We start from the raw sequence: 24,057 nt of genomic DNA, 5'->3' as shown, positions 1-24,057 counted from the left end.
GACCTTCAGATATTATCTTCAGATCTTTGTAAATCATGTAGAGAATATTCTCAACTAATGCTTTTTTAAAGGCTCCGTTAAACTTGGATGTTGATTTCCGCTCCTGGCGCTCGCTTTCCGCGGGGAAGTCCGGGAGCCTCCTCAGCGCTATCGCGCCTGCGGGGTCTCCCGTGACCGCTTCATCCCGCAGGAGTCGAGTGCCCTCCGCTCCAATCAACGGTTGTAGAAAATCACCATTCGCCTTTTACATAGCTTTTAAATAAAGTCGAAGGTATATTGATTCCTGATTCTTGAATCCGTTCAAGAAGTTTTGGCTTTACACCTGTTGGCATTATTTGACCGATAATTTTACCCTCTGCATTTACCCCATCTTGTTTATAGATAAAGATATCTTGAAGTTTTATATTATCCCCATCCAGACCTTGTACTTCTGTAATGTTTATAATTTTCCTTGACCCGTCTTTTAACCGTGATTGGTGGATGATGATATCAATCTTTTCGACGATTTCTTCACGAATGTCCTTTACCGTCAAGTCCACTCCTGTTAATTGAATCATCGTTTCCAATCTGGAAATCAAATCCATAGGGCAGTTTGAGAGAACAGTAGCAAGAGAGCCTTTAAGTCCGCCCTTCATCATCTGCAGCATATCAAGTGCATCCTCTCCTCGCACTTCACCTATAATGACACGGTCTGGCTTCATCCCAAATGATTTACTAACAAGGTCATGAATCGAATTGCCGCTTTTACTTTCAATACCTGAGTGATTCGATGCAGGTGAAACGACTTGTTCCAGGCCTAATTGAAGCTCAGCTATTTCTTCCACAGTTACGATTCTTTCATCATTCGGAATAAAATTTGAAAGGGTATTTAATGTTGTTGTTTTTCCGGACCCTGTGCCACCGCTGACAAAAATATTTACCTTTGCCTTTACACATGCCTCAAGGAAAATAGCAATCTCTTTTGTAATTGTTCCCAGGTGAATTAATTCATTGATTTGAAGAGGAGCTTTTGGTGATTTTCGAATGGTAAGTGTCGGTCCATTTAATGCCAAAGGGGGTATAATTGCATTAACCTTCGACCCATCGGAAAGTCTGGCATCGATCATTGGCGAGTTTTCGTCTATTTCCCTACCTAGTACATTGGCCATTTTTTTAATGACATTCATCACATGTTCATTATCACGAAAATGTATAGACGATAACATCAATTTACCCTTACTCTCACAATATACCTGGTTTGGTCCATTAACCATGATTTCCGATATATCTTCATCTAATAGGAGCAGATTAATTGGTTCTAATCCTGTCAGGTCGTTAATAAACGCTTTCTGCTCATTTGCATTTGTCATATCCTCAACTTTCACCGAAATTCACCTCCAAGCAATTGAAATACCCCCCTTTTCCGAAAGGGGGGTTGGCTGACACTGGGATCCTACTGAAAAAACATGGGTAGATCCATGTCCATATAGAATACCTGTGGTAAAACACCCTAATTCTTTCGGTAACTGGCTGGCATAGTGACACTGCACTGTAGCCCCTATAGCTTTGCGTCACTGATTTTCATCAGCTTTGCCTTTATCGAGAACCAGTGTTTAATATTCTGACTGATCTCTTACTCACATAATAAATTGTTTTAACGTTATCGAATATCCTACTTTTCCACTATTTAATAGACAAACATACAGGTATTAAGAACTATTTTTAATCTTTTCACCATATAAATATTAATAATTCGTCGAAAATTAATTCAATTTTACTCTTGATCAGGACTATTGACCATAATCCCTGCGACCTGTGTCAAGCGGTCATAAAAAGCAAGGCCGGCAGGATTTTCGTCAAGACCAATTTCCTGAAAGGCTTCTTTCATGCAGCGAAGCCAAGCTTTTGCCCGTTTTGGTGTAACCTCAAATGGCAAATGACGATCCCTCATAGCTGGTGGGCCAAATTCCATGCTGTACAGGGGCGGACCGCCTAGAAATTGTGATAAAAACATTCGCTGTTTCCTCATAATTTCCTGCATATCCCCTTCAAATAAAGGGCTTAAATCTTTATCTGCATATACACGTGGGTAAAAAGCATTAACAAGCTCGTCAATTGTTTCTTGCCCGCCTATTTCACTATAAAGCGTTTTAAATGGGTATTCCATGTTTTTCACCTACTCTTATCTTTACTGATAATTATAAGGTTATTTAGCCTTACATTTTGTGATATATATCACACTAATATCCTTTAAATTATTTTGGGCGAATGAATCACATTACATCCGCCTATACATAAGATAGGTAAAGAAACTAAAAAAAGGGTGTTGCAAATGCCAGCAATTGTCGGAGTAGCGCAAGTCATTACTCTTGGAAGCAGTTCGATATTCCATATTGGTGATGTTTATAAAATTATGCCATTTGCTACTGCAAAAACTTTTTCCGGGGCTGGTTCTTTTAATACGGGCGAGAGATTGGATGTCCACAATCAATTAAGCTCCACCAATACAACAGACCCAGACGTTATTGATCAAGCCAATTTCTTAAATATGTGATGAATGGGTGGTTATGATGAATTTTTACATCCAACAATCGATTCATATCAATTTTATTAAAATTGGCGGGATCACAAATTCCTCTGTCCTTCAAATTGGCAGTGCCGGAATTATTAAACCTGCCGCCTATTTGTATAATACCGGAGGATTTACGGCACCGGCACCGGCTGCAAAAAAACCTGGTGAGGTGTCCGCTCCTTCATCATCCGCCTTACTTGCCCCTTCCGTACCATTACAAGCACCAGTCAGGACGTAAAAAGCAAAATGAGATTTTTACAACTGTATGAAGGCTTTCATGCATATATTTACTTTAGGTGAAAAGGAGAATGACTAATGGGGTGATTTAATGTATCAAGATTTATACCAATACCTTCAATGGCTGCAGATGTATATTCAAACACAAGAAAATAGAATCTCCGCATTAGAGGCGATCATTACGAAAATGAAGGAAGAAATGAAGCAATTAAATGAACGGCAAGCCATTCATGTGGATAAAATTGAATATAAATTTGATCAATTGAAGGTAGAAACACTCGAGGGTACGTTAACCATTGGATTAAATCCAAATGATTTGTCAGGAATCGAGGACTTTGCGGTACAAAATCAATCATTAAACACTCCCGTTACACCTAAGGCACAAATGCAGCGTTCAATGAAAATAGAAGAGGCAATCTATCGCTATTTGGAAGTAGACCTGCCTCAGGTAGTGGAAGAGGCAAAACAAAAATTAAACATTCTCCCAGATGAATCTTACCTTTCCTTCATCAAGGAGGATATTATCAAACAGCTGCCAAACAGGATTGAATATCATTTAAAAGCGAGCCTTGCCCAAAATCGATCAACTCAAAATTCCCCTGAAACCGAGAATATGATTATTGAAACGATAAAGCAGGAAATTCAAAATGGTGTATATGTATTTTTCAATAATCTTCCAGAAAATATGAAAGGAATGAACACAAATGAACTTTGAAGTCTATAATCGGGATTTAGTCGTTGGAAGCATTTATATTACGGGCGTTGCAAGCTCGTCGCTAGTCCTGGTGGGTGATACAGAAACCATTCAGCTCGCCTCCGCATTTGATACACCTGCAGAATCTTTAATAATTGGGCCGTTTGTTCCTTTGCAGCCGGATGTGACCCCGGGATATGCTACAACGAATCTCTAACGTTGACAAATTAAAGGTAATGATTTTATCCTACTCTTCCATCATACAGCTTGGAGATTCCTGTATTACGAATGGATACTCCCGCGCATTAGCCGTTCAAAGAGAAGCTGAAGTGTTTTACGGTAATGAAGGGAATTTCTCCTCTTATTCAGTGTTTACAAAGCCTATTCCGTTACCTCCGATCGATGAACAGATTTCAACTTTCACCCACAATCCCAAACCTGTTATTAAAGTAAATGAAATTGATATCATTGGAATTTCGTCTTCATCGATTTTACATGTTGGAAACACTCGAAATGTCTCTATGGAGGTAAGAATTAAACATATTCGCCAGGAAAATCTGGAAGGGCATGAGCAGGATGTGCGTTAGTTGCATAAAATAACGTGGCAGTTCTAATGAAAAGGATGTTTTTAGATGCCAGCGATAATTGGGCCAGTACAAATCGTTAACGTAGGTGGAGGGGTTGTCCAATTCGGCGATACCGTTTATATCTCCCCAAAGAGCAGCTCCAAGACTTATGGCGGCTCCGGGGGCTTTAATACCGGGGGAATTATCGTAACAAATAACGGGATCAGCGGAACGAATGTCCTTGACACCAATCTCATTGACCAGCCTACAATCGGAAATAATTAAAGAGGATGACAATACGTCATCCTCTTTCCTATTCAATCTTTAACACATGGGCCCCATCAAAGAAAAATAAGTACCTTTCATTGATTTTTCTTTTCCAAATTTGTTCTATCGCCTTCGCATATAAATTAATTTGCAGCCTGTAGCGGTCTTCCATAATAGGTTTTGCCTGCTCAAATCCACCTTTAAAGCGATCTGTAATCCCGTCCGTTTTAAAGTCAAGAAGAACGAGCCCCTGATCATCTTCAAAAATACAATCGATAACCCCTTGAATAAATATAGATTCATCCGCTCCTCCCCATGAAGGATAAACAGTACTAGCCGGAAGGGATAGTGTAAAAGGAACTTCCCGGTTTACTTCCCGAGCCTGCAATAACCTTTTTCCCAATGAAGATTGAAAGAATTGGACAATTAGATGGCTGTCAATGATCTCTGCTTGCTCTTTTGTTAATAATTCATTGTTTACCATCCAGGACAATTGATCTTTGATGCTTTCATTTGTAATGGATGTTGTCAAATCTACATGCTGCATAACCATATGCATGGCTGTACCACGTTCGGCTGGACTCAACGTTTTTTCCTGCATGAACTTTGGCCGCTTCTGGATCGACTTCTTAAACTTTTGAATAAGATCTGTTCCACTTTGTTCATCCATCAATTCCCTCTGCCGCTTCAATTCTGAAACGGACTGTTTTGAACGATGTTTTGAGGCATCTCGAAAAGAATATTCCCAAGTTAGCCGCTCATGAATATCATCAGCAAATATGGATTCAACCGGAATCGGCTCAGATCTCCTCAGAATTTCCAGTAATTGGTCGTCTTCCTTTTCGTGCAAGATCTCTTGTCGTTTTATTTCCTCAGCATTCAGAATAGATATTTTCCATCTGGAAGGGTGGCAGTTGATTTCTTGTGGAACAGATGAAACATTACAATCTTCTAATCGTAACTCACCACAGTCCTGATGGCGAATCAGCGCCGGCCCAATCCAATCTAAATAGCATACTGCTGCTGCTCTGTCATAGTCCTTTAACAGCCAGTCTATATTGGAGAGAGCATCATTCCATTGTTCCAAGCTTTTGTTTAAATCCTTAGTAGTACCAATCAAATAAAGCTTTTCTTTCGCCCTTGTCAACGCTACATAAAAAACTCTCATTTCCTCTGCAAGCATTTCCATTTTCTTCTTTCGTTTGAAAGCCATTTGCGGCAGAGATGGGTAGGTAATTCTTTTCTCTGCATTGACATATTTAGCAGCAAAACCGTATTCCTTATCCAGCATGAACGATTTTCGAATGTCAGTCATATTAAAAGTTTTCGATGTCCCTGCAATAAAAACAACCGGAAATTCCAGTCCTTTACTACTATGGATGGTCATGATCCGAACAACATCCTCCTGCTCTCCAAGAACTCTGGCAGCACCAAGGTCATCTCCTCTTTCAACCATCCTTTGGATAAACTGCAAAAACCGAAATAATCCTCGAAACGAAGTTTGTTCATATTGCCTTGCCCTGTCATATAAGGCTCTTAAATTCGCTTGCCGTTGCTTTCCGCCTGGCAGGCCCCCGACAAAATCATAAAACTGTGTATCCCGGTATAATTGCCAAATTAATTCAGAAAGCGAACCAAGCCTCGCGATTGAACGCCATTCCTTCAAAAAATCATAAAAGCGGCGGACCTTTTCGTATAAGCCTTCCATCACTGATGTTGGTTTGTTTCGACAAAAAACACTCATGGCCTCCCAATACGAGCCCTGCTTATGATGAATTCGAATAAGGGAGAGTTCTTCTTCATTTAGTCCCACAATTGGTGAACGTAAAACAGATGCTAATGGTATGTCCTGGAATGGATTATCAATAACACGCAGCAAAGAAAGCATGATTGATACTTCTGTAGCTTGAAAATATCCGGTTGATAAGTTGGCATAAATGGGAATCCCCTGCTGTTTAAATTCCTCCATGATTTGCGGCGCCCAAGTCATCGACCGAAGCAGGATGACAATATCCCGATACATCAGAGGCTTATCGCTTTTCGTTTTCGTATTATAAATAAGTTTCCCCTCTGAAACTAATTCTTTTATTTTTGACGCCATTACTCTTGCTTCAAGTTGCGACTTTTCTAAGTCAACAGGGTCCAATTCAGAAGGGGTCTCATTTTCTGCTGTTTCTTCCTCTGGTTGCTCAGGATTCACGACCTTCTGATCGATCAGCAACACTTCTACAGGATAGGGCTGAACCGAAGGATAGGGGGCACCAGTTCGTAATTCAGCCGCTTCGTCGTAGTCGATTTCCCCTACCTTGACACCCATAATCTGCTTAAATAAAAAGTTGGTTCCATCAAGCACTTCTTTCCGGCTGCGGAAATTTCGCGCCAAATCAATTCTAAGGCCTGATTCTTCTCCGTCTAAGCGAAATCGATTATACTTACTTAAAAAAAGGTTAGGCTCGGCCAAGCGAAAACGATAAATGGATTGCTTGACGTCACCGACCATAAATAGGTTTCCATTTCGCTCATCTACTTTCGCGACAAGCTTTAAGATCGTCTCCTGTACCATGTTCGTATCTTGATACTCATCCACGTAAACCTCTTTAAAATGCCTGCGGTAAGCTAATGCCGCTTCAGAAGGCAGAAACTCACCATCATTCGCATTTTTTTCTAGTAAGATTTCCAGGCAGTAATGCTCCAAATCGGAATAGTCCACAAGCCCTTTTTCCCTTTTCGCCTTTTCAAACCGATTGGAGAAGGCATTAACTAAAGTGATTAACGTTTCAATTAACGGGTGCATTTCGGCCATATCGCGTAAAAAGCTTTCAGGTTTTCTTGAGAAGAATTCATCCTTCAAATCGGTCAGTTTCTTTTTGGCCTTTTCCCGAAGCTTCTGCGCTTTGGCTGTCAAGTCTTTATCATATTGGTCACCTTTTACCGGCTTAGCCCTTGAAAAAGCCCATGATTGCATCGCTTGATAAAGAGCATCCCATGATTCTTTGCTCGCTAAGATCATTGTATCTAAAGTCTTTTGGTCATCTATAAAGTTTTCTTCTCTAGGCGCCGGTCCTCCAGGGAGCTGAGCGATCTGAAGTCCTTTGTTTAGCAACTCCTTCGTTCCTTCTAATTGCAGTTCAACATCATGCCGCAGTTCTTGAAAAAAGGGCAGTTCTTCCAGCTTCGAAATAGCGGAAACATCATACATATCCACGATGGATTGCAGATATTTTTCCGGCATGGGATTTGCTCTGGCAAATTCGAAGATGGAGAGGATCATTTCCTGAAGGGCAGTATCACTACGATCACCAGTAAATGTATCCACCAAGTTAAAAAATGCTTCATTTTCTTCTTTTCCATATTCTTCTTCGAACAATTCATCGAGTACTTCATCACTAATTAACTGTGCTTCCATCTGATCCGCAATGCGAAAGCCCGGATCCACATCGATTAAGTAATAATATTGACGAATGACTTCCATACAAAAGGAATGCAGCGTGGAAATAGAAGCTTTATTCAATAAGCTAAGCTGTCTCCTTAAATGGCGCGATTCGGGATCATGATTAATCGCACTTTCAAGAGCCTCACCAATCCGGTGCCGCATTTCTGCTGCTGATGCATTCGTAAAGGTCACGACCAGCAGCTCATCCACGTCCATTGGGTCATTCGTTGAGAGCAGCTTTTGGATGATTCTTTCAACAAGGACAGCGGTTTTTCCGGACCCTGCTGCTGCAGCGACGAGAATATCTTTATTATTCGCGTATATTGCTTTCCATTGGTCAAAAGTCCAGGTTGAATCTTCTGGTTTTGGTGGAATTCCCAGGTTATTCATGATCGTGCGCCTCCCTTCTGATTAAGTTAAAAATATCATCATTTGATTGGGGCTCTAAAATACGATAGCGATTTGTTTCAATGGATTCGTCAAAATGACAAACTGATTTATAGGAACAAAACGTACAGGCTGTCTTATCCTTTAGTTTATAAGGAGTAATATGAACCTGACCATCGATAATGGAGTCCCCAGTCTTTTGATATAAATTGCGCACATAATGTCTAAGGTCTGCAAATTCATTTAAACTGGCTACTTTGGAGCGTTTTGTTAAATTACCATCATTTTTTAATCCTGCTGCAATGATTTGTGAGTCGCCAGATTCCAGCGTTTGATCCATTAGCCGGATCACATTTTGATTGCTTAACATTAACCCATTCATCTTGAATTTTTTCATTATCTCTTTTTCAATTTCATCGATTGCTAACATTTTTTTCGTATTAATGAATGGGTTATGGACGTGAAAATAAAGGACACCTGCTGGAGTTGCTTCCATTTTCACCAACTGTTTGGAATGGGTTAGGACAATATCAAGATAGGTTAACATTTGCAAGGCCAGTCCATAATAAACTTCTGTTAGATTGACATCTTTTTCACTTGATTTATAGTCAATAACTCGCAAATATACCCCGCCGGATTCATCTGTAGCCTGATCCACTCGGTCGATTCTTCCGGCAAGCTCCATCCTTTTACCATTTTTCAGCTTAAAGGTTAATGGCGGCAGTTCCCCTTTTGCACCGAATCCAAGCTCCAATCCAACCGGTGAAAAACCACTGGCTTTCGCATGCTCACTTAAAATGACGGAAGCACGGGTAATAATCTGCTCCAATTTCCTTTTCATATAATGATGGCGCTCCGAGCTTAACAATATTTCGTTTTGGAGCTTTGGCGCAATCGCATTAATGGCCTCCCTTGACAGTTCCCTACATTGCTCACCTGTCAGTTGTGCCCATGAAAGGTTTTGTTCCGTCACAATATCTGAGATATGCTTTAAGGCAGCATGGAACAACTCGCCAATGTCAGGAGCTTCTAATCGAAAGATTTGCCGGTCCCGAAGCTTTAAACCATGCTGAACAAAATGTGAAAAGGCACAAGCTTGAAAAAGCTCCATTCTCGAAACACTTGCCTGGATCGTTTCTCCATATAATTCAGCCGCAGTTTCCTTTGTTAAGGCAACAGCTTGATTCGAATAAAAAAGGCTGGATATGACTTTTTTGGCCTGATGCCTCCATATACTTCCAATATAGGAATTATAAACATCCCACCAAAGGGAGGAAATCGGATATCCCCGTTTTTTTAATTGCAATTGTGATGTTAAATAAGACATGGTCGCACCGAAAGTAGAAATAAAATTCAACTGTTCCGGTTCCGGAAGTTCGGCTGGGTCTGTTACATAGAAGTGCTCGTTTACTTCTGTAAACATTTCTTTTAGTCTCTTAATATAGGAAGAAGGAATTAATGCTTTTCCTTCGTCATTGGCTAATGGATAGGTGACATAAAGAAGGTCTGATGGCGTAGTCATCGCTTTATAGGCGAGGAAATTTTCATCCAATAGGCGTGTCCGGCTGCTTGGAGCTACCTTTACACCTGCCGTCAACAGCCTTTCACGGTCATCGTCACCTAATATTCCTTCACCCGATATTTTCGCCGGTAACACGCCCTCATTCACCCCGACCACGAAACCAACCTTAATATCCAATAGTCTTGATTTTTCTAAATCTCCAATCAGCACTTGGTCGATTGCAGGGGGGATCAGTGAAAAGTGTAAGGATTCAAAGCCAGCTTCCAGCACTTCTGCAAAGGATTTTAAGGAAATTGACTCTTCCCCCAGTATTTCTACATACTGATCTAAGAGGTCAATCACGGCATTCCATACTTGTTCATGCTCACGCATTTTCACAAGATTGCCGCTTTTTTCGGCTGCCATTTTCCAATTTTCTAGCTTTGAAGGTATATCTAATTCTTCTAAATAAAGATAGATTGCTTCACAAAGTTTCCGGCCTGTATCTGCCTTTTTTAAACGTCTGGACAATCTAAGGATTGGTGCTGAAACCATTAATTTTAATTCATTTAATTGCTGCTCCACTTTCCTGTCTGCATCTGTTTGGACATTCGTATTCATTTCCAAGCCGCGATAGCGACGATAAATCCAACGGTCCTTTTTCGTCCATTTACTGCCTTTTATGCCGTATGCTAAACAGTAGTTTTCAAGCTTATCCATCTTCTCGCGCATTTTTTCAGGATTTTCTTGAAGTGGAAATAATAATTCTGTTTTGATAACCCGAAAAACGGGTTCATAACGCCAAAACGAATTGATTACTTCAAGGGTGGAACGAATGAATTCAATAAGCGGATGGTTTAGCATGGTTCTCTTCTGATCAATAAAATAGGGTATCTGGTAATCATTAAATATCGGTTCAATTAGGTCGTGATACTCCCCGCCATTTCTGAGCAGCAGGACAATATCCCGGTAACGGTATCCCTTTGTACGTACTAACTGCCTGATTTCACGGGCTATTCCTTCAATTTCTGCTCTACGATTCGCTGCCTGGCAGATATGGACGGCTGATTGACCATTAAAAGGAACAGCTGGACGGGCATCGAACCTTTCCTCTAAATGGCATAAGGAAGCATGTGACCATTTCTTCTGTTCCCTTAGCTGGATTGGTTTCTCCCATTCAGTGCCTGCTGCTATGGCCGCTTCATAGATCGTGCAGCAGGCTTCACTTGACATTCGAAATAAATCTAGCTCATCTGGCACGTGCTCAAAATAGGGCTGATCTGTTGTCATGGTGATGGTTACCCGTTTACACTGCTTCATCAATGCCCTAATGACCAGGATTTCCTGTGGTGTAAAGCTGTAAAAACCATCAATATAGATTTCTGCTTCTTTTAAATAGAGGGAATCGGTTATTTTTTCGGATAACAGCTGAAGGAAGTCTTCGGAATCAATATACTTACCAAAGACCTCCTCTTCAAATTGTCGATAGATGATTTCCAAATCATTCAATTTATCGGTTAATGCTTTAGAGCTGGTTAAATGATTGGACTCTTGAATAAGTTCCTCTGGTTTAATACAATATCGCTTAAACTCCAGGATCATTTGTTCAACTTGTTGAACAAAACCATTTTTATCTGCCGCTCGGTTAAATAATGTTAATTGATCCTTCTGTTCAGCAATTATTTTACGAATGAGCATGTTCATTCCCACACTGCTTAAATGTGTGCGGCTAATCCCGCCTGTTTCTTGCAAAATTCTCCATGCCAATCGTGAAAAGCTAAATACTTGCGCGCGAATCATTCCGCCAATTCCCGGGTCAGAAGACATGCGGTATTCAGATACAAACGTCATTTGCTCTGGAGCAATGTAGATGATGGGTTTGCCTGCTGGATTTTCTAATAACCGGTCATGTATTTCCTGAAAACACATGGTGGTTTTCCCGCTGCCAGACCGGCCGATTACCATTCTTACGGACATGGATTAACCTCCTCTTCCTCAAACACTTTACTTCACATTCTACCACAAAAAGGGCACAAACGTTTGGAATGAGGTGTTATTATTTCAACCATAAATGGAAAAAAGAGCACGAAGTTGTGCTCTTTTTTCCGGGTGTCTATTAATTAGAAATGGATATTCATTTCGTTTAAAGGCCAATAGCGCAAATCAACCTTTCCGACTACCTGACTGTCTGAAATAAATCCAAAGTGCCTGCTATCCCAGCTGCCTAAACGATTATCACCGAGGACAAAAAGTTTTCCCGCCGGTACTCTACTTTCTCCTGTTATTTCTGTTAAATTAAAATCTCCGGTTAATTTAACTCCAGGTGTTTTATGCTTATAAACATCCAAGAAGGGTTCATTTACCTTCTTCCCGTTGACAAATAACTGGTCGTTTTTATAAACAATTTCATCGCCCGGCAAGCCAATGATCCGTTTTACAAAATCTTCTTTTGGATTCGCATGAAAGACAATCACATCGAAGCGGTGCAAATCTCCGATCTGATATCCCAACTTCCCAACCACCAGCTTATTTCCATTTTGAAGAGTCGGCATCATCGATTCCCCTTCAACAATATAATTAGAAAAGAAAAATGTCCGAATAAATGCAAAAATAATAATACCGATCGCAAATGCCTTGGCCCACTCCAAACCTTCCTTTTTCCATTCAATCTTCACCTGAAACTCCTCCATTTTCCAGCCTATTTCTTCTATCTATCAAATCATTATGGTCATTTTACCCGCTCCTATTCAATCATACTTCAAATCTTTTCTTATAATGCCAAAATAATCAAAATATTGACCAAGTCTGGTCTTAATGAAAAAAACGGCAAAAACGATTTGCCTGCCATTTTGGCCCATTCATTTTTGCCGTTCTTTTTATCCATTTATTTTTTGATAAATTGCTGAAGTGCTTCTCTATTTTTGGCTACATCAATTTTCAATACGGATCCTTCTCCAGGAACCCGTGCATTTGTATAGCTATTATCGATAGGGATTCTTAAGGTCTCAACTGGCCCTTTCTTTTTTGAAAAAAAGTTCTTTGTCATAAGTATTATATCTGATGTTTTCATATTTGTATTGATAAACGGTGTGATCACACCAATTAATTTAGGAATTTTCGGAATTGTCTCAATACTCGAAAGCTGATCTCCTATCGCTTTCACTGCTTGCTGCTGGCGTTTTACACGCCCAAAATCACCAATGGCATCATGACGAAAACGGACATAACCAAGCAATTGTTTACCATTAAGTCTCTGCAAGCCAGGATTTAAATGGACGCCGATATTTTTTGACATTTTCTTCTCCACATCTATTTCTACTCCATTTGGAAACGCTTCGTCAATTAATTGAACAAATCCTTGAAAATGAGTAATCGCATAATATTGGAGGTCAATGCCAAAGTTTTCTTTAATCGTCTTCCTCATTAATTCAGGACCACCAAGGGCAAATGCAGAATTGATTTTATGCTTTCCATATCCCGGAATATCGACATAACTATCTCTCATGATCGAGGTAAGCTTATATGTTCCTTTCGCTTCATTATAGTGAGCAATCATGATTGTATCTGCCCTCGAGGTTTCATTCCCTCTTGCGTCGCTGCCAAGCAAAAGAATATTTGCGTCACCAAACCGATCCTGTTTTCCATTAAATGTATAAACCGTTCTATCCGCCTTGTTTACTTGCTTTAACGACTCCGCAACTCCCTGTTTATATTGATAGTAAGAATAACCAACAATGGCCGCAATCAGTAAAAGAAAAGTTAGCAGAATGGGCTGCCATCTCTTCCTTTTCCTTTTTTGATTTTGTTCGTATCTCATTCGCTCCATCATCCATTCGAAATTTTTATACACTTTATTTAAGACTGTATTTTCACTCGTATGTTTCGTTACTACTCATTTTCCCCTACCATTCAAAATAAAACACCGCACCTGCAAATTTTCGCAGATGCGGCACCATCCATACTATTGCCTTTTTAGAAATTTTTTCGTAAAATAAAGGAACGGATGTTCGATTTCAAATAGAAAGGTGCCTCATACGAAAATGACAAGAATTCCTGACGACGAACGAAATATAATGGAAAAGGCGATTTATTTACCAATGGTTTTGATTGTTTTAAATCGTGATTTAGCTGTCGTTGAAAAGAGCCCCTTTAAATTAAAAAAACCGTATTTGGAGCTGATTGAGGAGACGATGAAGGATATACAAATGGAGCTGAAAGAGGTTAAACAATATATGAAGAAAAATAATCTTCAGGTTACAGAAACAAAACGGGATGATGCTTTTACAATGTATATGTTTTTATACAAGGGGTATGAAGAGAACCATAGCTACTTTAATCCAAGAATTCGAAATAAGGTCCAAGAACTAATCGAAGGCTATTTTTTAAAGAAGCACCAATCCCGCTAGAAAGCCGTATTTATTTTTTTAGAAATAGATCTTTTCCATATTGCTGGGGATTTTCTGACGCTTCAATTGAACTGGGACGGTTCATAAAATACAGTGACTTTTTCTCATTAAATTCAATTCGCTGCATAAGCTTCGTTCGTAAAAATGAGGTCCTCAATAATTGGTTACTGATAGTACTGTATGGTACCTGAAAAAGATGTGATTGCTTGTTGCGGAATGTAATCATGGTTTGCTGCTCCCCAACGCGCTTATGACTCTCCACATGGTCATGCGAGATCCAAATACACTCTTGACGGTTTGCTGATGTGGTTGGGAAAAAAAAGAGGCGATTAGTTGGTTCAATGGCAATCGGAATTTTATGTGTGATACCAATCAGCTGTCTCGTTCCTTTCCTTCTGCTTTCATAATCACAGCCAAAATAATCACAGCTCTTTTTGATAATTTCTAATGGTTTAAATGGTGACAGGTATTCACCGTCTTCTTCAAAAATTTGTGTATAAACCTTGGCACCATAATCTATAGGTTTAATAAACATTGTACATGTATTCACTTCATATTCTTCGATTTGCTTATGTTTCATTCCAACAACTCCCCATTAATCTATTTTTTTCCATCATATCATGTTTATTTTCCGATAACTCGAAATTATTGAATCGTTACGAAATTATTCACAAAATCTGAATGAAGAAATATTTTTCAGAAATTTTTAAAAATAATTGATTTTATTTTAAAAAGCCCATATAATATTAAAAAGCATCAGGGGTGATTTTCATGAATGAAAAATCCTACACGGAATTGATGAAAATTGGTGCCATGAAAAGGAATCAACGGAAAGAGAATTACGTTCAGGATTTGTACATTGAAATGCTCCTATCGGAAATCCAGCTGAACCTCGAAAAGGAAAAATTGTTGGAAAAAATTGATTTTGCCATTGATCATCAGGATAAAAAGACCTTTTATCAGCTTTCTAGCCAGTTTACCGCACTCATTAAACGTTTTGGAACTTAAACCGTCTGAAAAGACGGTTTTTTTATGCGAAAAAGGCTGATGGAAGCTCCATTCAGCCTTTTATCGATTTATTTTATTGCATCGCGATGCTTGATTTCATATTCCTCAAGTTTCGTAATCCGATCAAGCATGGAAGGATGGTCATAGCGGAAAATCTTTACCAGAAGTGGCGGATTCACTTGGCTTAAACCGGAACGGGTTAGGGCCTGGAAGGAAGAAATAGCCGCCTCGGGGTCCTTCGTCATATTAATGGCATAATTATCAGCCCGTGTTTCCTCATAACGAGACACTAGGTTTGTTAACGGGCTTGCTGAAAACAGAAGCACCGAAAGAATCATTAAAAACAGCGGCAGAGAACGGATATCCCTTTTACTAGGTATTTTCAGTTCCTTTCCCCATTTTTTGATGATCCATTCCATCAAACGGTTGGTTAAATACAAGCCTATTAATGAAAGTAACAGGTAGCCGGCGATCCCAAAATAAATATGTTTCTCCACGTAATGACACATTTCATGAGCCATGATAAATAAAATTTGCTTATCCGTCAGCTTGTCTAATGTAGTATCCCAAAGGACAATCCGGGCATTTGAGCCAATTCCCGTAACATAGGCATTCATGGCATTCGTTTTTTCAGCCATATTGACTTCAAATACGTGTTTTGCCGGTATATGAGCCTTATCAGCCATCGTTAATATTTTTGTTTCCAGCGCTTTGTCTTTTAGTGGATAAAAATTATTATATAACGGGTCAATCACAACAGGCTGAAGGAACATCATAAAGATAGTAAAGGGAATCGACAACAGCCAAGCATACAGCCACCAGCGTTTATTGCTTTTTTTCATCAACCAATAGACAACGGGAACGATGATCAGCCATGTACCATAATTAATCCAAAAGTCGATCAACTCATCCTTCATCCAGGAAGGGAAGGATTGTGTGGAAATATGATACGTTTTTGATAGTGAATAGCTTATATAGTTTAATGGGAAGGTGGCAATAAAGGCAAAAAAGAACAGCCAAATAAGATAAATCGCTGTTTGCAGCCATTTATACTTTGACGAACTTTCCGACCAGCGCTTGAACGCTTTAGAAAAACCAAATAATAAGATGAATAAGTAAAACAGCCATTCAAATGGCGTCGATAAGAAGAACAATAGATTTCTTATTTTCGAATACTCTTCGCTGAGCATCAGCTCTCTGCCATTTAAGAATGTTGCGGGGTCTGCTTGCGTTCCTTGATATTCAAATGGCAATTTTGTATTGGCAAAATAGAATAAATACCAATAAAAAAACAACCCATATAAACAATAGGCCAATACTGCATAGACCCCGATTTTTCTCGTCATGATTTGTCCCCCTTTGTGTACAACCTCTCTATATTTAGTTTAGTTAAAATACAATGATTTAGAACTAGTCAAGAAAAAAAGCCAGGTTTTTATAACCGGCTTAAAGAAAGTATGAGTACAAAGCAAGAACAGCAATGGAGCCCAGGACAACCACGATCACATTGGCCCCTAAAAAAGCGGCAATAAAGGCAGCGGCAGCTCCCAAAGCCCCATACCAAATATCTTTTTGAATAAATAATATTCCCGGGAAAATGAGTGCGCCAAGCGTCGCATAAGGAACGTTTTTCAATACCCCCTGTAAAAAAGAAGGAAGCTCCTTTCCTTTAAAAAGCACAAACGGCAGCATTCGCGGAATATAGGTAACCAAGCCCATACCAATAATCATCCAGACAATTTCACTTTTCATGGTATGTACCTCTTTTTTTGATGAATTCAATCATTTCAATGATTACGGCCGACATTAACGTGGCCGAAACAATAGCCCACCCCTGTGCCATGATATGCCCCATCGTGAAAATTGAATTAAAAAGGGCTGAAAGGGCAGCCAGGAAAATGACTTTTACGCTTTTTTTCATGGATGGTACCAACAGGCCAATGAACATGGCATAAAGGGCGACTCCCATGCTTTCCTGCAATGTTTGCGGGAGACTTGCTCCAATTAAATGACCAACTCCGGAAAAGACAACCCAGCTGGAGTAGGACACTGAAATAACACCGAAAATAAAGGCGGTTGAGGCAGTTCCATCTTTTGTCGCGACAACCGAAAAGGTCTCATCGGTAATCCCAAAAGAATAAACCAGTTTGTTAAAAAGATTGTCCTCTTCACATTTTTCCGTTAAGGAGGTGGACATCAGAAAATGACGAATGTTTACAATGAATGTCGTTAAAATAATTTCAAATATCCCCGTCCCAAATGTAATAAGGCTTAGTGCGATATATTGTGAAGCACCGGCAAACACAATTAAGCTCATTAGAATTGTTTCATAAATGGATAGCCCCGAGGTTTTTGCAAGCAGACCGAAAGTCAGAGCAATAGGAAAATAGCCAATTCCAATGCTGACACCCGCCTGAACCCCTTTTTTAAACTCGGAAGATTCTTTCTCTAACGCTAAATCTGCCACCTTAACCCTCCTCGCTTGTTGTAAATATCTCATAAATATAAATTTTAGCAAATTTTCAATTATATGAAAATAAAAAAAACATGTTATAGAGTTTAAGGGGGGACGATTGTTTTAGGAGCAGAGGCAACCGTAGGGGTCTTGATGACCGATGCTGGGGGTATTTTGGTTGATGGGGCATCTTGGGGGGTTCTTGATGACCGAATTGGATAAAAAAAGAATGCGACAGTAATCTAGAGAGGATCGATTTATATTTTTGAGTCTCTAGGGCAAAGCAGAGAGTAGTTGCTTTGACCGTCATGAGGTAAATTCATTCTCCTCGGGCAATGCACAGCCGTTCCATTGACCGTAATCAGCTAAATTCATCCTCCTCGGGCAATGCACAGCTGTTGCTTTGACCGTAATCAGGTAAACTCATTCTCCTTGGGCAATGCAGAGCCGTTGCTTTGACCGTAATAAGGTAAATTCATTCCCCTCGGGCAATGCACAGCCATTGCTTTGACCGTCATGAGGTAAATCCATTCTCCTCGGGCAATGCACAGCCGTTGCTTTGACCGTAATCAGCTAAATTCATTCTCCTTGGGCAATGCACAGCCATTCCATTGACCGTAATCAGCTAAATTCATCCTCCACGGGCAAAGCAAACCCATTCTATTGACCATTCTGAGGAAAATTGAACCTCCACGGGTAATCCAGAGCCAAAGCCAGAGCCGTTAATATGATAAGCCCCAAAAAATACACCCGAGAATGAAAAAATCTCGAGTGCACTCCCTGACCAAGCGTGTATCATTTTACTTCCCTTTAAAAATCGGCTTCCTTTTTTCAGCAAAAGCCTGCAGGGCTTCAATCCGGTCTTCTGTAGGAAGGGTTACTTCGTAAGCCTTTCGTTCAATTTGCAGCCCGGTATTCAAATCGGCATTCATACCATTTTTGATGGCGAATTTTGCCTGTTGGAGGGCGACTGGACCATTCGCTAGTAAAAGCTCTGCAAATCCTGTGCACTCCGCTAATAGTACCGTTCTAGGCACAATCTTTGTCAATAATCCAAAAGCGAAAGCTTCTTCCGCGGACAACCGGCGAGCGGTTAGGATTAACTCCAATGCTTTTGCTTGTCCAATCAAACGCGGAAGACGCTGTGTTCCACCTGCCCCCGGGATTATCGCTAGGCTTGTCTCGGTTAACCCCATCAAGGCTTCCTGGGCCGCAATCCGAAAATCACATGCAAGCGCAAGCTCCATCCCGCCGCCAAAGGCAAACCCATTAATAGCTGCAATCGTTGGCTGCGGCAGCTGATCAATCGCGGTAAAAACCTCATTAATCTTGTAAAGGTTTCGCTTTACTTGTTCATCAGAGAGGTTTTTCCTCTCCTTTAAATCGGCCCCAACACTAAAAGCCTTTTCACCAGCTCCAATAAAAATAACGGCACGGATATCCCGATTAATTCGAATCTCTTCCACTTTTTTTTGCAAGTCAAGTAATGTTTCATAATTAAAGGCATTGAGTGCATCTGCACGGTTAATTGTTACTACAGCAATATGATTGGATACCTCTAATAGAATCTGCTCCATAAGTCCACCTCTCTAAAATATGTATCTTTAAAAATCCTAGCTGCCAGCCCTTTGCGCAATTTGTGCATATAAGGCTCTTCTTAATATTTTACCAGTTGTATTCTTTGGAAGCTCCTCAATAAACTCAATGGAGGAAGGAATTTTATATTTGGCCAAATGCTCCTTGCAATATTCCAGCAATTGTTCTTCCGTCAAATCAGCATTCCTGCTGACAACATAGCTGATAACTGCCTCGCCTTGATTAGGGTCAGGCACCCCCACGACAGCGGCCTCGACGATATCCGGGTGATTGTATAAGACTTCTTCTACTTCCCGAGGGTAAACATTGTATCCGCCAACAAGGATCATATCCTTTTTTCGATCCACAATAAATAAATAGCCATCTTCATCCATTCGAGCCAGGTCCCCCGTATAGAGCCAGCCATTCTTTATGGCAGCCGCCGTTTCCTCCGGCATTTTATAATAGCCTTTCATCACGTTTGGACCTTGGACAATCAATTCGCCAACCACACCTACGGCAGCCTCTTCTCCAAGCTCGTTGACAACCTTATTTTTAACATTCAGGATCGACGTCCCAATTGACCCCGGCTTCCGCGGGCGATCAAGCGGGTTAAAGCATGTAACCGGAGAGGCTTCCGATAACCCATAGCCTTCCGAAACTACGACATTAAATTTCTTTTCAAAATTCTTGAGAAGGGCAACAGGAAGCGATGCACCTCCAGAAACACATAAACGGAATGACTTAAGATCCTCCGGATTTCCATCAGAATATTGGAATAAGAAATTATACATCGTCGGAACACCTGCAAAAACGGTCGCACGAAATTCTTTTGCAAGACGGAATATTTCCTTTGGACTGAATTTGGGAGCAATCAGCATAGTGGCCCCACTCAATAATGGCGCATTTAAAGCAACCGTTAAACAAAAAACATGGAACATAGGCAGGGCCGTAATCACCCGGTCATCATGGCTCATTTTTAAGTAATCGCCAACATCCTTGGCATTGCTGTACAAATTCTTATGAGTCAGCATGGCCCCTTTCGGCTTTCCAGTAGTTCCGGATGTGTAGAGTATCACCGCCACATCCTCATCATCGAGCTCCGGGCCTTGAAAATAAAGATCCCCTAAAGAAACAACACTTGTAAACGGTTTCAATTTAGGATAAACAGAAAGTTGTTCGAGGTCCATAGGCTGTGATCCCGATTCGCAATAAATAAAATATTCAACCTTTGGCAGGAGCGGATGCACTTTTTCAGCTAAAGGGATCGCCAGGTCAAGAGCAATCACCGCTTTTACATCACCATTTTTCAAAATAAACCCAATCTCATCTAATGTATAAATTGGATTAATGGGAATCACTGTTGCCCCTAAGCGCAATGCACCGTATAAGCCAATAATAAAATGAGGAGAATTTCCTAAAATGAGGGCTACATGGTCCCCTTTTTTGACTCCTAATTTTTCAAGACCGGATGCAAACCTTGAAATCGAATGGTCCAATTCAGCATAGGTTGTGGCTTGATCCAAAAAATAATAGGCTGTTTTTTTAGATGAACGTAAAGCGGTTTCATGAAGCTGCGATGAAAGATTCATTATTTCCCCTCCCGCATGAATGAATACTCATTCATTAAATAGTTATAATTTTCTAAATATATTATATTGCTTGGAATTTAAGTATTCAAGCATAAAAAAGAAGAAGACCAAAAGTAATCGGTCTCCTTAATACACCAAGTTAATAAATTCCTCTTTTGTTACATTTCCAAAATAATAAGTTATATCCACATCGGCTAAAGCTTTTTCGATTTCAGATCGTTCATAACGTACATTTTTCAGCATATCTTCTATTTCGCCAATATCACCGACACCAAAGAAGTCACCATAAATTTTGCAGTTTTCGATGATTCCTTTATCAACATCAAGGCGGACATCAATGGAGCCGACAGGGAACCGGTGGGAATGCTGGAGGTTGAATTTCGGCGATTTTCCGTAATTCCAATCCCAGTTTTGATAGCGCTCCTTTGATAACTGGTGAATCTTCTCCCAGTCCTCCTCTGTCAAAACGTATTCGGTGATGTTTTCTTCTCCACCAAAAATGGACTTTAAAATCAAAGAGCGAAACTCTTCAATGCTAATTTTTTCTGTAAGAAACTCGGAAATATTGGCCACTCGGCTGCGGATGGATTTAATTCCTTTGGATTCAATTTTATCTTTTTTTACCTTTAATGCCGATACCACATGATCCATTTCCGAATCAAACAGGAGGGTGCCATGGCTAAACATTCTGCCTTTTGTTGAAAATTGGGCATTGCCGGATATTTTCCTTCCTTCTGCTAAAAGATCATTTCTGCCGCTGAGCTCTGCATTGACGCCAAGCTTTTTGAGGGCATCCACAACAGGCTCTGTAAATTTGCGGAAATTATGAAAGCTTTCCCCATCATCTTTTGTGATAAAACTAAAATTCAAATTTCCAAGATCATGATAAACCGCTCCGCCCCCGGATAATCTTCTGACCACGATGATCCCATTGCGGTCAACATATTCGGTATTAATTTCTTCAATGGTATTTTGGTTTTTTCCAATGATGATGGATGGTTTATTTATGTAAAATAATAGATAGGTTTCATTAATATTGAGATTCTTAAGTGCGTATTCCTCAATCGCCAGATTAATACGCGGGTCTGTAATGCCTTTATTATCGATAAATAGCATTCCTCTTATCTCCTTTTTATACTGAAATGGTAAGAAGCTCATCTGCCAGCTTAATTATACCAGTAAATTCTGTTGAAGCCTCGTTAACTAAATCACTTAAGTTTCCGTAATGAGGTAAATGCGTCAATATTAATTGCTTCACATTGGCTCTTGCGGCAAAACGGCCTGCTTCAAGACTTGTCATATGCCCGGCAGCCTTGCCGTTTTGATGCCCGTATAAATTGCATTCACATAACAGCACGTTTGCCCCCCTGCTAAAATCAATAAACTCTTCTTTGAAGGAACTATCCGCTGTATAGACGATTGCCTTCCCATCTGCTTCAATTCGCATCGCATAGCAGGGAACAGGATGATCGGTTTTTAAGAATGACACCTGGAACGGACCGACTGACACCGCTTGATTTGGGTCATAGGCGATCCCCTTCATGATATTCTTATAGGTCAATTTTAAAAATTCATCATGGTCAAAATGATGACCGTAAACCGGTAGAGTTGGCATCTCTTTGCCTAAAAAACCTTGGATTAATCGCGCATGCTGCAATACACCGATATCGGCAATATGATCAGGATGATAGTGCGATATCATCACCGCATCAAGGTCCTCAGGTTCCAGGATATTTTGCAGTTTGGCCAAAACACCGCTGCCGCAATCAATTAACAATTGAAAACCGTTATGTTCAAGTAAGTATCCTGAACTGGCCGCATTTTTTTTCGGATAACCGCCCCAAAACCCTATAATCGTAAGCTTCATATCCAATCCCTCCAAAATAGTAATATGTGAAAAAGAAGCTGTTAGATCTGAACAGCTTCTTTTAAAGGATGATTTATTTGTAAATATTCTAATACATCTTTAACGGCAGCTTCCCCCTGATCAATACAGTCAGGCACACCAACACCCTCATAGGAGGCGCCGGCTAAAAATACGCCGGGAAGTTCTTCTTTAATGTGCTGCAAAATGGTTGCCAAACGCTGCTTATGTCCAACCGTATATTGAGGCATCGCATTTTTCCATCTCGATACAATGGTAAAATCCGGATCCATCGTAATATCCATTATTTTTTTCAAATCTTCGAGAACAATCTTGACAATTTGGTCATCTGAGAGCTCAACGATTGTTTCATCTCCAGCTCTTCCCACATAACAACGAAGTAATACCTTTCCTTCCGGCGTAGAGTGTTTCCATTTCTTATGCGTCCACGTACATGCCGTAATGGAATAATCATTATTTCTTGAAACAACGAACCCTGTCCCATCGATATCCTTCTTAATCGCTTCTTTTGGAAAGGCCAAGGCAACCGTTGCCACAGAAGTCGAAGGAACCAATTTAAATGGATCAAAAAATTCGTATTGCGAGAACATGGATTGAGTGATTTTATGCGGTGTAGCCACAATAATACAATCGGCGGTCAGCGACTCACCATTATTAAGGTAAATTTCATATTTAGATTGATCCTTGGTTATTTTATCTACGCGATGACCTTTTAAAATGGAATCGGAATCTATTTTTGCTTCAATTGCTTCAGCAAATGACTGGAGTCCCGTTTTAAATGTCAAAAAGACGCCAGTGCTTTTTTGTGAATCACTTTCCGCTTTTTTTGGTTTAGAAGGTGAGGATTTTTTCATGCCAATAATCAGGCTGCCGTATTTCTGCTCTACCTGATAAAATTGCGGGAAAGTGGACATCAAGCTTAAATGGTCTATATCACCTGCATAAATCCCCGAAAGAAGAGGCTCGATTAAATTTTCAACCACTTCATTACCTAATCTTCTTCGGAAAAATTCACCTAATGATTGATCCTTTCCACTAGGCGATTTCGGCAAAATAAAATCGGCAGCCGCACGAATTTTTCCTGGAAGGGAAAATAATTTTGTTGTAATAAATGGACCTATTTCCGTTGGAATCCCCATAATAGACCCGCCTGGCATCGAGTGAAGCTCCTCATTCACCAGGACATACGATTTTCCTGTGGAATTCGGAACTAATTGATGGTCCATTCCTACTTCCTTTGCCAGTCTAATCATACTTGTTTTCCGAGCTAAAAATGAATCCGGACCTCTCTCAATTGTGAAACCATCTTTAACAACCGTTTGCATTTTCCCTCCGAGACGGTGTGACGCTTCAATTAGCTTAATCTCAATGGGAAGATTATTTTCACGGGCAGCTTTTTGCAGGTAATACGCGGCTGCCAGCCCGGAAATTCCCCCTCCGATTATCGCCACCTTTTGTTTTTCTTTTGGCACGGACGTCACCTTCTTCCATATAAAATCC

The 24,057-nt window shown here is 40.2% G+C and carries 23 protein-coding genes and 1 riboswitch; of the genes, 8 read left to right on the top strand and 15 right to left on the bottom strand.

Annotated features, from left to right (window positions below):
- Positions 1-230: 230 nt before the first annotated feature.
- Positions 231-1,364, bottom strand: coding sequence for a CpaF family protein (locus ACZ5XR_RS05105; protein WP_464500596.1), 1,134 nt, complete (start codon positions 1,362-1,364; stop codon positions 231-233).
- A gap of 133 nt (positions 1,365-1,497) precedes the next feature.
- Positions 1,498-1,584: riboswitch (cyclic di-GMP riboswitch) on the bottom strand.
- Between the two features lie 169 nt (positions 1,585-1,753).
- The gene (locus tag ACZ5XR_RS05100) at positions 1,754-2,146 is read right to left on the bottom strand and encodes a globin domain-containing protein (RefSeq protein WP_464500595.1); all 393 of its coding nucleotides are present in this window, start codon (positions 2,144-2,146) and stop codon (positions 1,754-1,756) included.
- Between the two features lie 165 nt (positions 2,147-2,311).
- On the opposite strand from ACZ5XR_RS05100, the gene ACZ5XR_RS05095 reads away from it, so the two are divergent.
- The 6 genes from ACZ5XR_RS05095 (at position 2,312) to ACZ5XR_RS05070 (ending at position 4,333) form a co-directional block, all read left to right on the top strand.
- Positions 2,312-2,533, top strand: coding sequence for a spore germination protein (locus ACZ5XR_RS05095; protein ID WP_464500594.1), 222 nt, complete (start codon positions 2,312-2,314; stop codon positions 2,531-2,533).
- A gap of 16 nt (positions 2,534-2,549) precedes the next feature.
- Positions 2,550-2,789, top strand: coding sequence for a spore germination protein GerPB (locus tag ACZ5XR_RS05090; protein WP_464502227.1), 240 nt, complete (start codon positions 2,550-2,552; stop codon positions 2,787-2,789).
- A gap of 90 nt (positions 2,790-2,879) precedes the next feature.
- Positions 2,880-3,503, top strand: a complete 624-nt coding sequence (gene gerPC, locus ACZ5XR_RS05085) for a spore germination protein GerPC (RefSeq protein WP_464500593.1) — start codon at positions 2,880-2,882, stop codon at positions 3,501-3,503.
- The gene (locus ACZ5XR_RS05080) at positions 3,493-3,699 is read left to right on the top strand and encodes a spore gernimation protein GerPD (protein ID WP_464500592.1); all 207 of its coding nucleotides are present in this window, start codon (positions 3,493-3,495) and stop codon (positions 3,697-3,699) included. The genes gerPC and ACZ5XR_RS05080 overlap by 11 nt, the downstream gene beginning before the upstream one ends.
- On the top strand, positions 3,680-4,069 hold the full coding sequence (locus ACZ5XR_RS05075; RefSeq protein WP_464500591.1) for a spore germination protein GerPE: 390 nt from the start codon (positions 3,680-3,682) through the stop codon (positions 4,067-4,069). The genes ACZ5XR_RS05080 and ACZ5XR_RS05075 overlap by 20 nt, the downstream gene beginning before the upstream one ends.
- A 45-nt stretch (positions 4,070-4,114) precedes the next feature.
- Positions 4,115-4,333, top strand: coding sequence for a spore germination protein (locus tag ACZ5XR_RS05070; RefSeq protein ID WP_464500590.1), 219 nt, complete (start codon positions 4,115-4,117; stop codon positions 4,331-4,333).
- A 28-nt stretch (positions 4,334-4,361) separates the two neighbouring features.
- Here the strand turns inward: ACZ5XR_RS05070 and addA are convergent, their stop codons facing one another.
- The 4 genes from addA to ACZ5XR_RS05050 all read right to left on the bottom strand — a co-directional run bounded on the left by addA (position 4,362) and on the right by ACZ5XR_RS05050 (position 13,453).
- A complete protein-coding gene (gene addA / locus ACZ5XR_RS05065) occupies positions 4,362-8,138 on the bottom strand; it encodes a helicase-exonuclease AddAB subunit AddA (protein WP_464500589.1) in 3,777 nt (1,258 codons plus the stop codon).
- On the bottom strand, positions 8,131-11,613 hold the full coding sequence (gene addB, locus ACZ5XR_RS05060) for a helicase-exonuclease AddAB subunit AddB (RefSeq protein ID WP_464500588.1): 3,483 nt from the start codon (positions 11,611-11,613) through the stop codon (positions 8,131-8,133). Before addB ends, addA begins: the two co-directional genes overlap by 8 nt.
- Before the next feature lie 143 nt (positions 11,614-11,756).
- A complete protein-coding gene (lepB, locus tag ACZ5XR_RS05055; RefSeq protein ID WP_464500587.1) occupies positions 11,757-12,311 on the bottom strand; it encodes a signal peptidase I in 555 nt (184 codons plus the stop codon).
- A 209-nt stretch (positions 12,312-12,520) separates the two neighbouring features.
- Positions 12,521-13,453 (bottom strand): LCP family protein, encoded by a 933-nt coding sequence (locus ACZ5XR_RS05050; protein ID WP_464500586.1) that lies wholly within the window; start codon positions 13,451-13,453, stop codon positions 12,521-12,523.
- Between the two features lie 223 nt (positions 13,454-13,676).
- Here ACZ5XR_RS05050 and ACZ5XR_RS05045 point away from each other — a divergent pair, with 223 nt between their 5' ends.
- The gene (locus ACZ5XR_RS05045; protein WP_464500585.1) at positions 13,677-14,042 is read left to right on the top strand and encodes a hypothetical protein; all 366 of its coding nucleotides are present in this window, start codon (positions 13,677-13,679) and stop codon (positions 14,040-14,042) included.
- A 10-nt stretch (positions 14,043-14,052) separates the two neighbouring features.
- On the opposite strand, the gene ACZ5XR_RS05040 is transcribed toward ACZ5XR_RS05045, so the two are convergent.
- The gene (locus ACZ5XR_RS05040) at positions 14,053-14,622 is read right to left on the bottom strand and encodes a competence protein ComK (RefSeq protein WP_464500584.1); all 570 of its coding nucleotides are present in this window, start codon (positions 14,620-14,622) and stop codon (positions 14,053-14,055) included.
- Positions 14,623-14,813: 191 nt separating this feature from the next.
- Between ACZ5XR_RS05040 and ACZ5XR_RS05035 the strand changes: the two genes are divergently transcribed.
- Positions 14,814-15,050 carry an IDEAL domain-containing protein gene (locus ACZ5XR_RS05035; protein WP_464500583.1) on the top strand — a complete coding sequence of 79 codons (237 nt, stop codon included), beginning with the start codon at positions 14,814-14,816 and terminating at the stop codon, positions 15,048-15,050.
- A gap of 68 nt (positions 15,051-15,118) precedes the next feature.
- Here the strand turns inward: ACZ5XR_RS05035 and ACZ5XR_RS05030 are convergent, their stop codons facing one another.
- The 8 genes from ACZ5XR_RS05030 to hemY form a co-directional block, all read right to left on the bottom strand.
- On the bottom strand, positions 15,119-16,396 hold the full coding sequence (locus tag ACZ5XR_RS05030; RefSeq protein ID WP_464500582.1) for a M48 family metallopeptidase: 1,278 nt from the start codon (positions 16,394-16,396) through the stop codon (positions 15,119-15,121).
- Between the two features lie 100 nt (positions 16,397-16,496).
- Positions 16,497-16,802: an AzlD domain-containing protein gene (locus tag ACZ5XR_RS05025; protein WP_464500581.1), complete on the bottom strand. Its 306-nt coding sequence runs from the start codon at positions 16,800-16,802 to the stop codon at positions 16,497-16,499.
- Positions 16,792-17,517, bottom strand: a complete 726-nt coding sequence (locus ACZ5XR_RS05020; RefSeq protein WP_464500580.1) for an AzlC family ABC transporter permease — start codon at positions 17,515-17,517, stop codon at positions 16,792-16,794. Before ACZ5XR_RS05020 ends, ACZ5XR_RS05025 begins: the two co-directional genes overlap by 11 nt.
- A 788-nt stretch (positions 17,518-18,305) precedes the next feature.
- On the bottom strand, positions 18,306-19,082 hold the full coding sequence (locus ACZ5XR_RS05015) for an enoyl-CoA hydratase-related protein (protein ID WP_464500579.1): 777 nt from the start codon (positions 19,080-19,082) through the stop codon (positions 18,306-18,308).
- Positions 19,083-19,118: 36 nt separating this feature from the next.
- On the bottom strand, positions 19,119-20,672 hold the full coding sequence (locus tag ACZ5XR_RS05010; RefSeq protein ID WP_464500578.1) for a fatty acid--CoA ligase family protein: 1,554 nt from the start codon (positions 20,670-20,672) through the stop codon (positions 19,119-19,121).
- 126 nt (positions 20,673-20,798) lie between these two features.
- A complete protein-coding gene (locus tag ACZ5XR_RS05005) occupies positions 20,799-21,788 on the bottom strand; it encodes a lipoate--protein ligase (protein WP_464500577.1) in 990 nt (329 codons plus the stop codon).
- Between the two features lie 16 nt (positions 21,789-21,804).
- Positions 21,805-22,539 carry an MBL fold metallo-hydrolase gene (locus ACZ5XR_RS05000; protein ID WP_464500576.1) on the bottom strand — a complete coding sequence of 245 codons (735 nt, stop codon included), beginning with the start codon at positions 22,537-22,539 and terminating at the stop codon, positions 21,805-21,807.
- A 41-nt stretch (positions 22,540-22,580) separates the two neighbouring features.
- The gene (gene hemY, locus ACZ5XR_RS04995; protein ID WP_464500575.1) at positions 22,581-24,029 is read right to left on the bottom strand and encodes a protoporphyrinogen oxidase; all 1,449 of its coding nucleotides are present in this window, start codon (positions 24,027-24,029) and stop codon (positions 22,581-22,583) included.
- Positions 24,030-24,057 lie beyond the last annotated feature (28 nt).

Source organism: Neobacillus sp. Fa239 (assembly GCF_055395235.1).
Note: the sequence above shows the minus strand (reverse complement) of the source record. Positions and strands in the feature narration are given on the sequence as shown.

What these genes read in the sequence shown, in the direction of transcription:
- addB (WP_464500588.1), bottom strand. Translation starts at nt 11,613, where the DNA reads ATGTCCGTAAGAATGGTAATCGGCCGGTCTGGCAGCGGGAAAACCACC.
- ACZ5XR_RS05045 (WP_464500585.1), top strand. Translation starts at nt 13,677, where the DNA reads ATGACAAGAATTCCTGACGACGAACGAAATATAATGGAAAAGGCGATT.
- ACZ5XR_RS05090 (WP_464502227.1), top strand. Translation starts at nt 2,550, where the DNA reads ATGAATTTTTACATCCAACAATCGATTCATATCAATTTTATTAAAATT.
- ACZ5XR_RS05040 (WP_464500584.1), bottom strand. Translation starts at nt 14,622, where the DNA reads ATGAAACATAAGCAAATCGAAGAATATGAAGTGAATACATGTACAATG.
- ACZ5XR_RS05030 (WP_464500582.1), bottom strand. Translation starts at nt 16,396, where the DNA reads ATGACGAGAAAAATCGGGGTCTATGCAGTATTGGCCTATTGTTTATAT.
- addA (WP_464500589.1), bottom strand. Translation starts at nt 8,138, where the DNA reads ATGAATAACCTGGGAATTCCACCAAAACCAGAAGATTCAACCTGGACT.
- ACZ5XR_RS05010 (WP_464500578.1), bottom strand. Translation starts at nt 20,672, where the DNA reads ATGAATCTTTCATCGCAGCTTCATGAAACCGCTTTACGTTCATCTAAA.
- ACZ5XR_RS05070 (WP_464500590.1), top strand. Translation starts at nt 4,115, where the DNA reads ATGCCAGCGATAATTGGGCCAGTACAAATCGTTAACGTAGGTGGAGGG.
- ACZ5XR_RS05095 (WP_464500594.1), top strand. Translation starts at nt 2,312, where the DNA reads ATGCCAGCAATTGTCGGAGTAGCGCAAGTCATTACTCTTGGAAGCAGT.
- ACZ5XR_RS05015 (WP_464500579.1), bottom strand. Translation starts at nt 19,082, where the DNA reads ATGGAGCAGATTCTATTAGAGGTATCCAATCATATTGCTGTAGTAACA.
- gerPC (WP_464500593.1), top strand. Translation starts at nt 2,880, where the DNA reads ATGTATCAAGATTTATACCAATACCTTCAATGGCTGCAGATGTATATT.
- ACZ5XR_RS05035 (WP_464500583.1), top strand. Translation starts at nt 14,814, where the DNA reads ATGAATGAAAAATCCTACACGGAATTGATGAAAATTGGTGCCATGAAA.
- ACZ5XR_RS05075 (WP_464500591.1), top strand. Translation starts at nt 3,680, where the DNA reads ATGCTACAACGAATCTCTAACGTTGACAAATTAAAGGTAATGATTTTA.
- ACZ5XR_RS05100 (WP_464500595.1), bottom strand. Translation starts at nt 2,146, where the DNA reads ATGGAATACCCATTTAAAACGCTTTATAGTGAAATAGGCGGGCAAGAA.
- ACZ5XR_RS05005 (WP_464500577.1), bottom strand. Translation starts at nt 21,788, where the DNA reads ATGCTATTTATCGATAATAAAGGCATTACAGACCCGCGTATTAATCTG.
- ACZ5XR_RS05025 (WP_464500581.1), bottom strand. Translation starts at nt 16,802, where the DNA reads ATGAAAAGTGAAATTGTCTGGATGATTATTGGTATGGGCTTGGTTACC.
- ACZ5XR_RS05050 (WP_464500586.1), bottom strand. Translation starts at nt 13,453, where the DNA reads ATGAGATACGAACAAAATCAAAAAAGGAAAAGGAAGAGATGGCAGCCC.
- ACZ5XR_RS05000 (WP_464500576.1), bottom strand. Translation starts at nt 22,539, where the DNA reads ATGAAGCTTACGATTATAGGGTTTTGGGGCGGTTATCCGAAAAAAAAT.
- ACZ5XR_RS05080 (WP_464500592.1), top strand. Translation starts at nt 3,493, where the DNA reads ATGAACTTTGAAGTCTATAATCGGGATTTAGTCGTTGGAAGCATTTAT.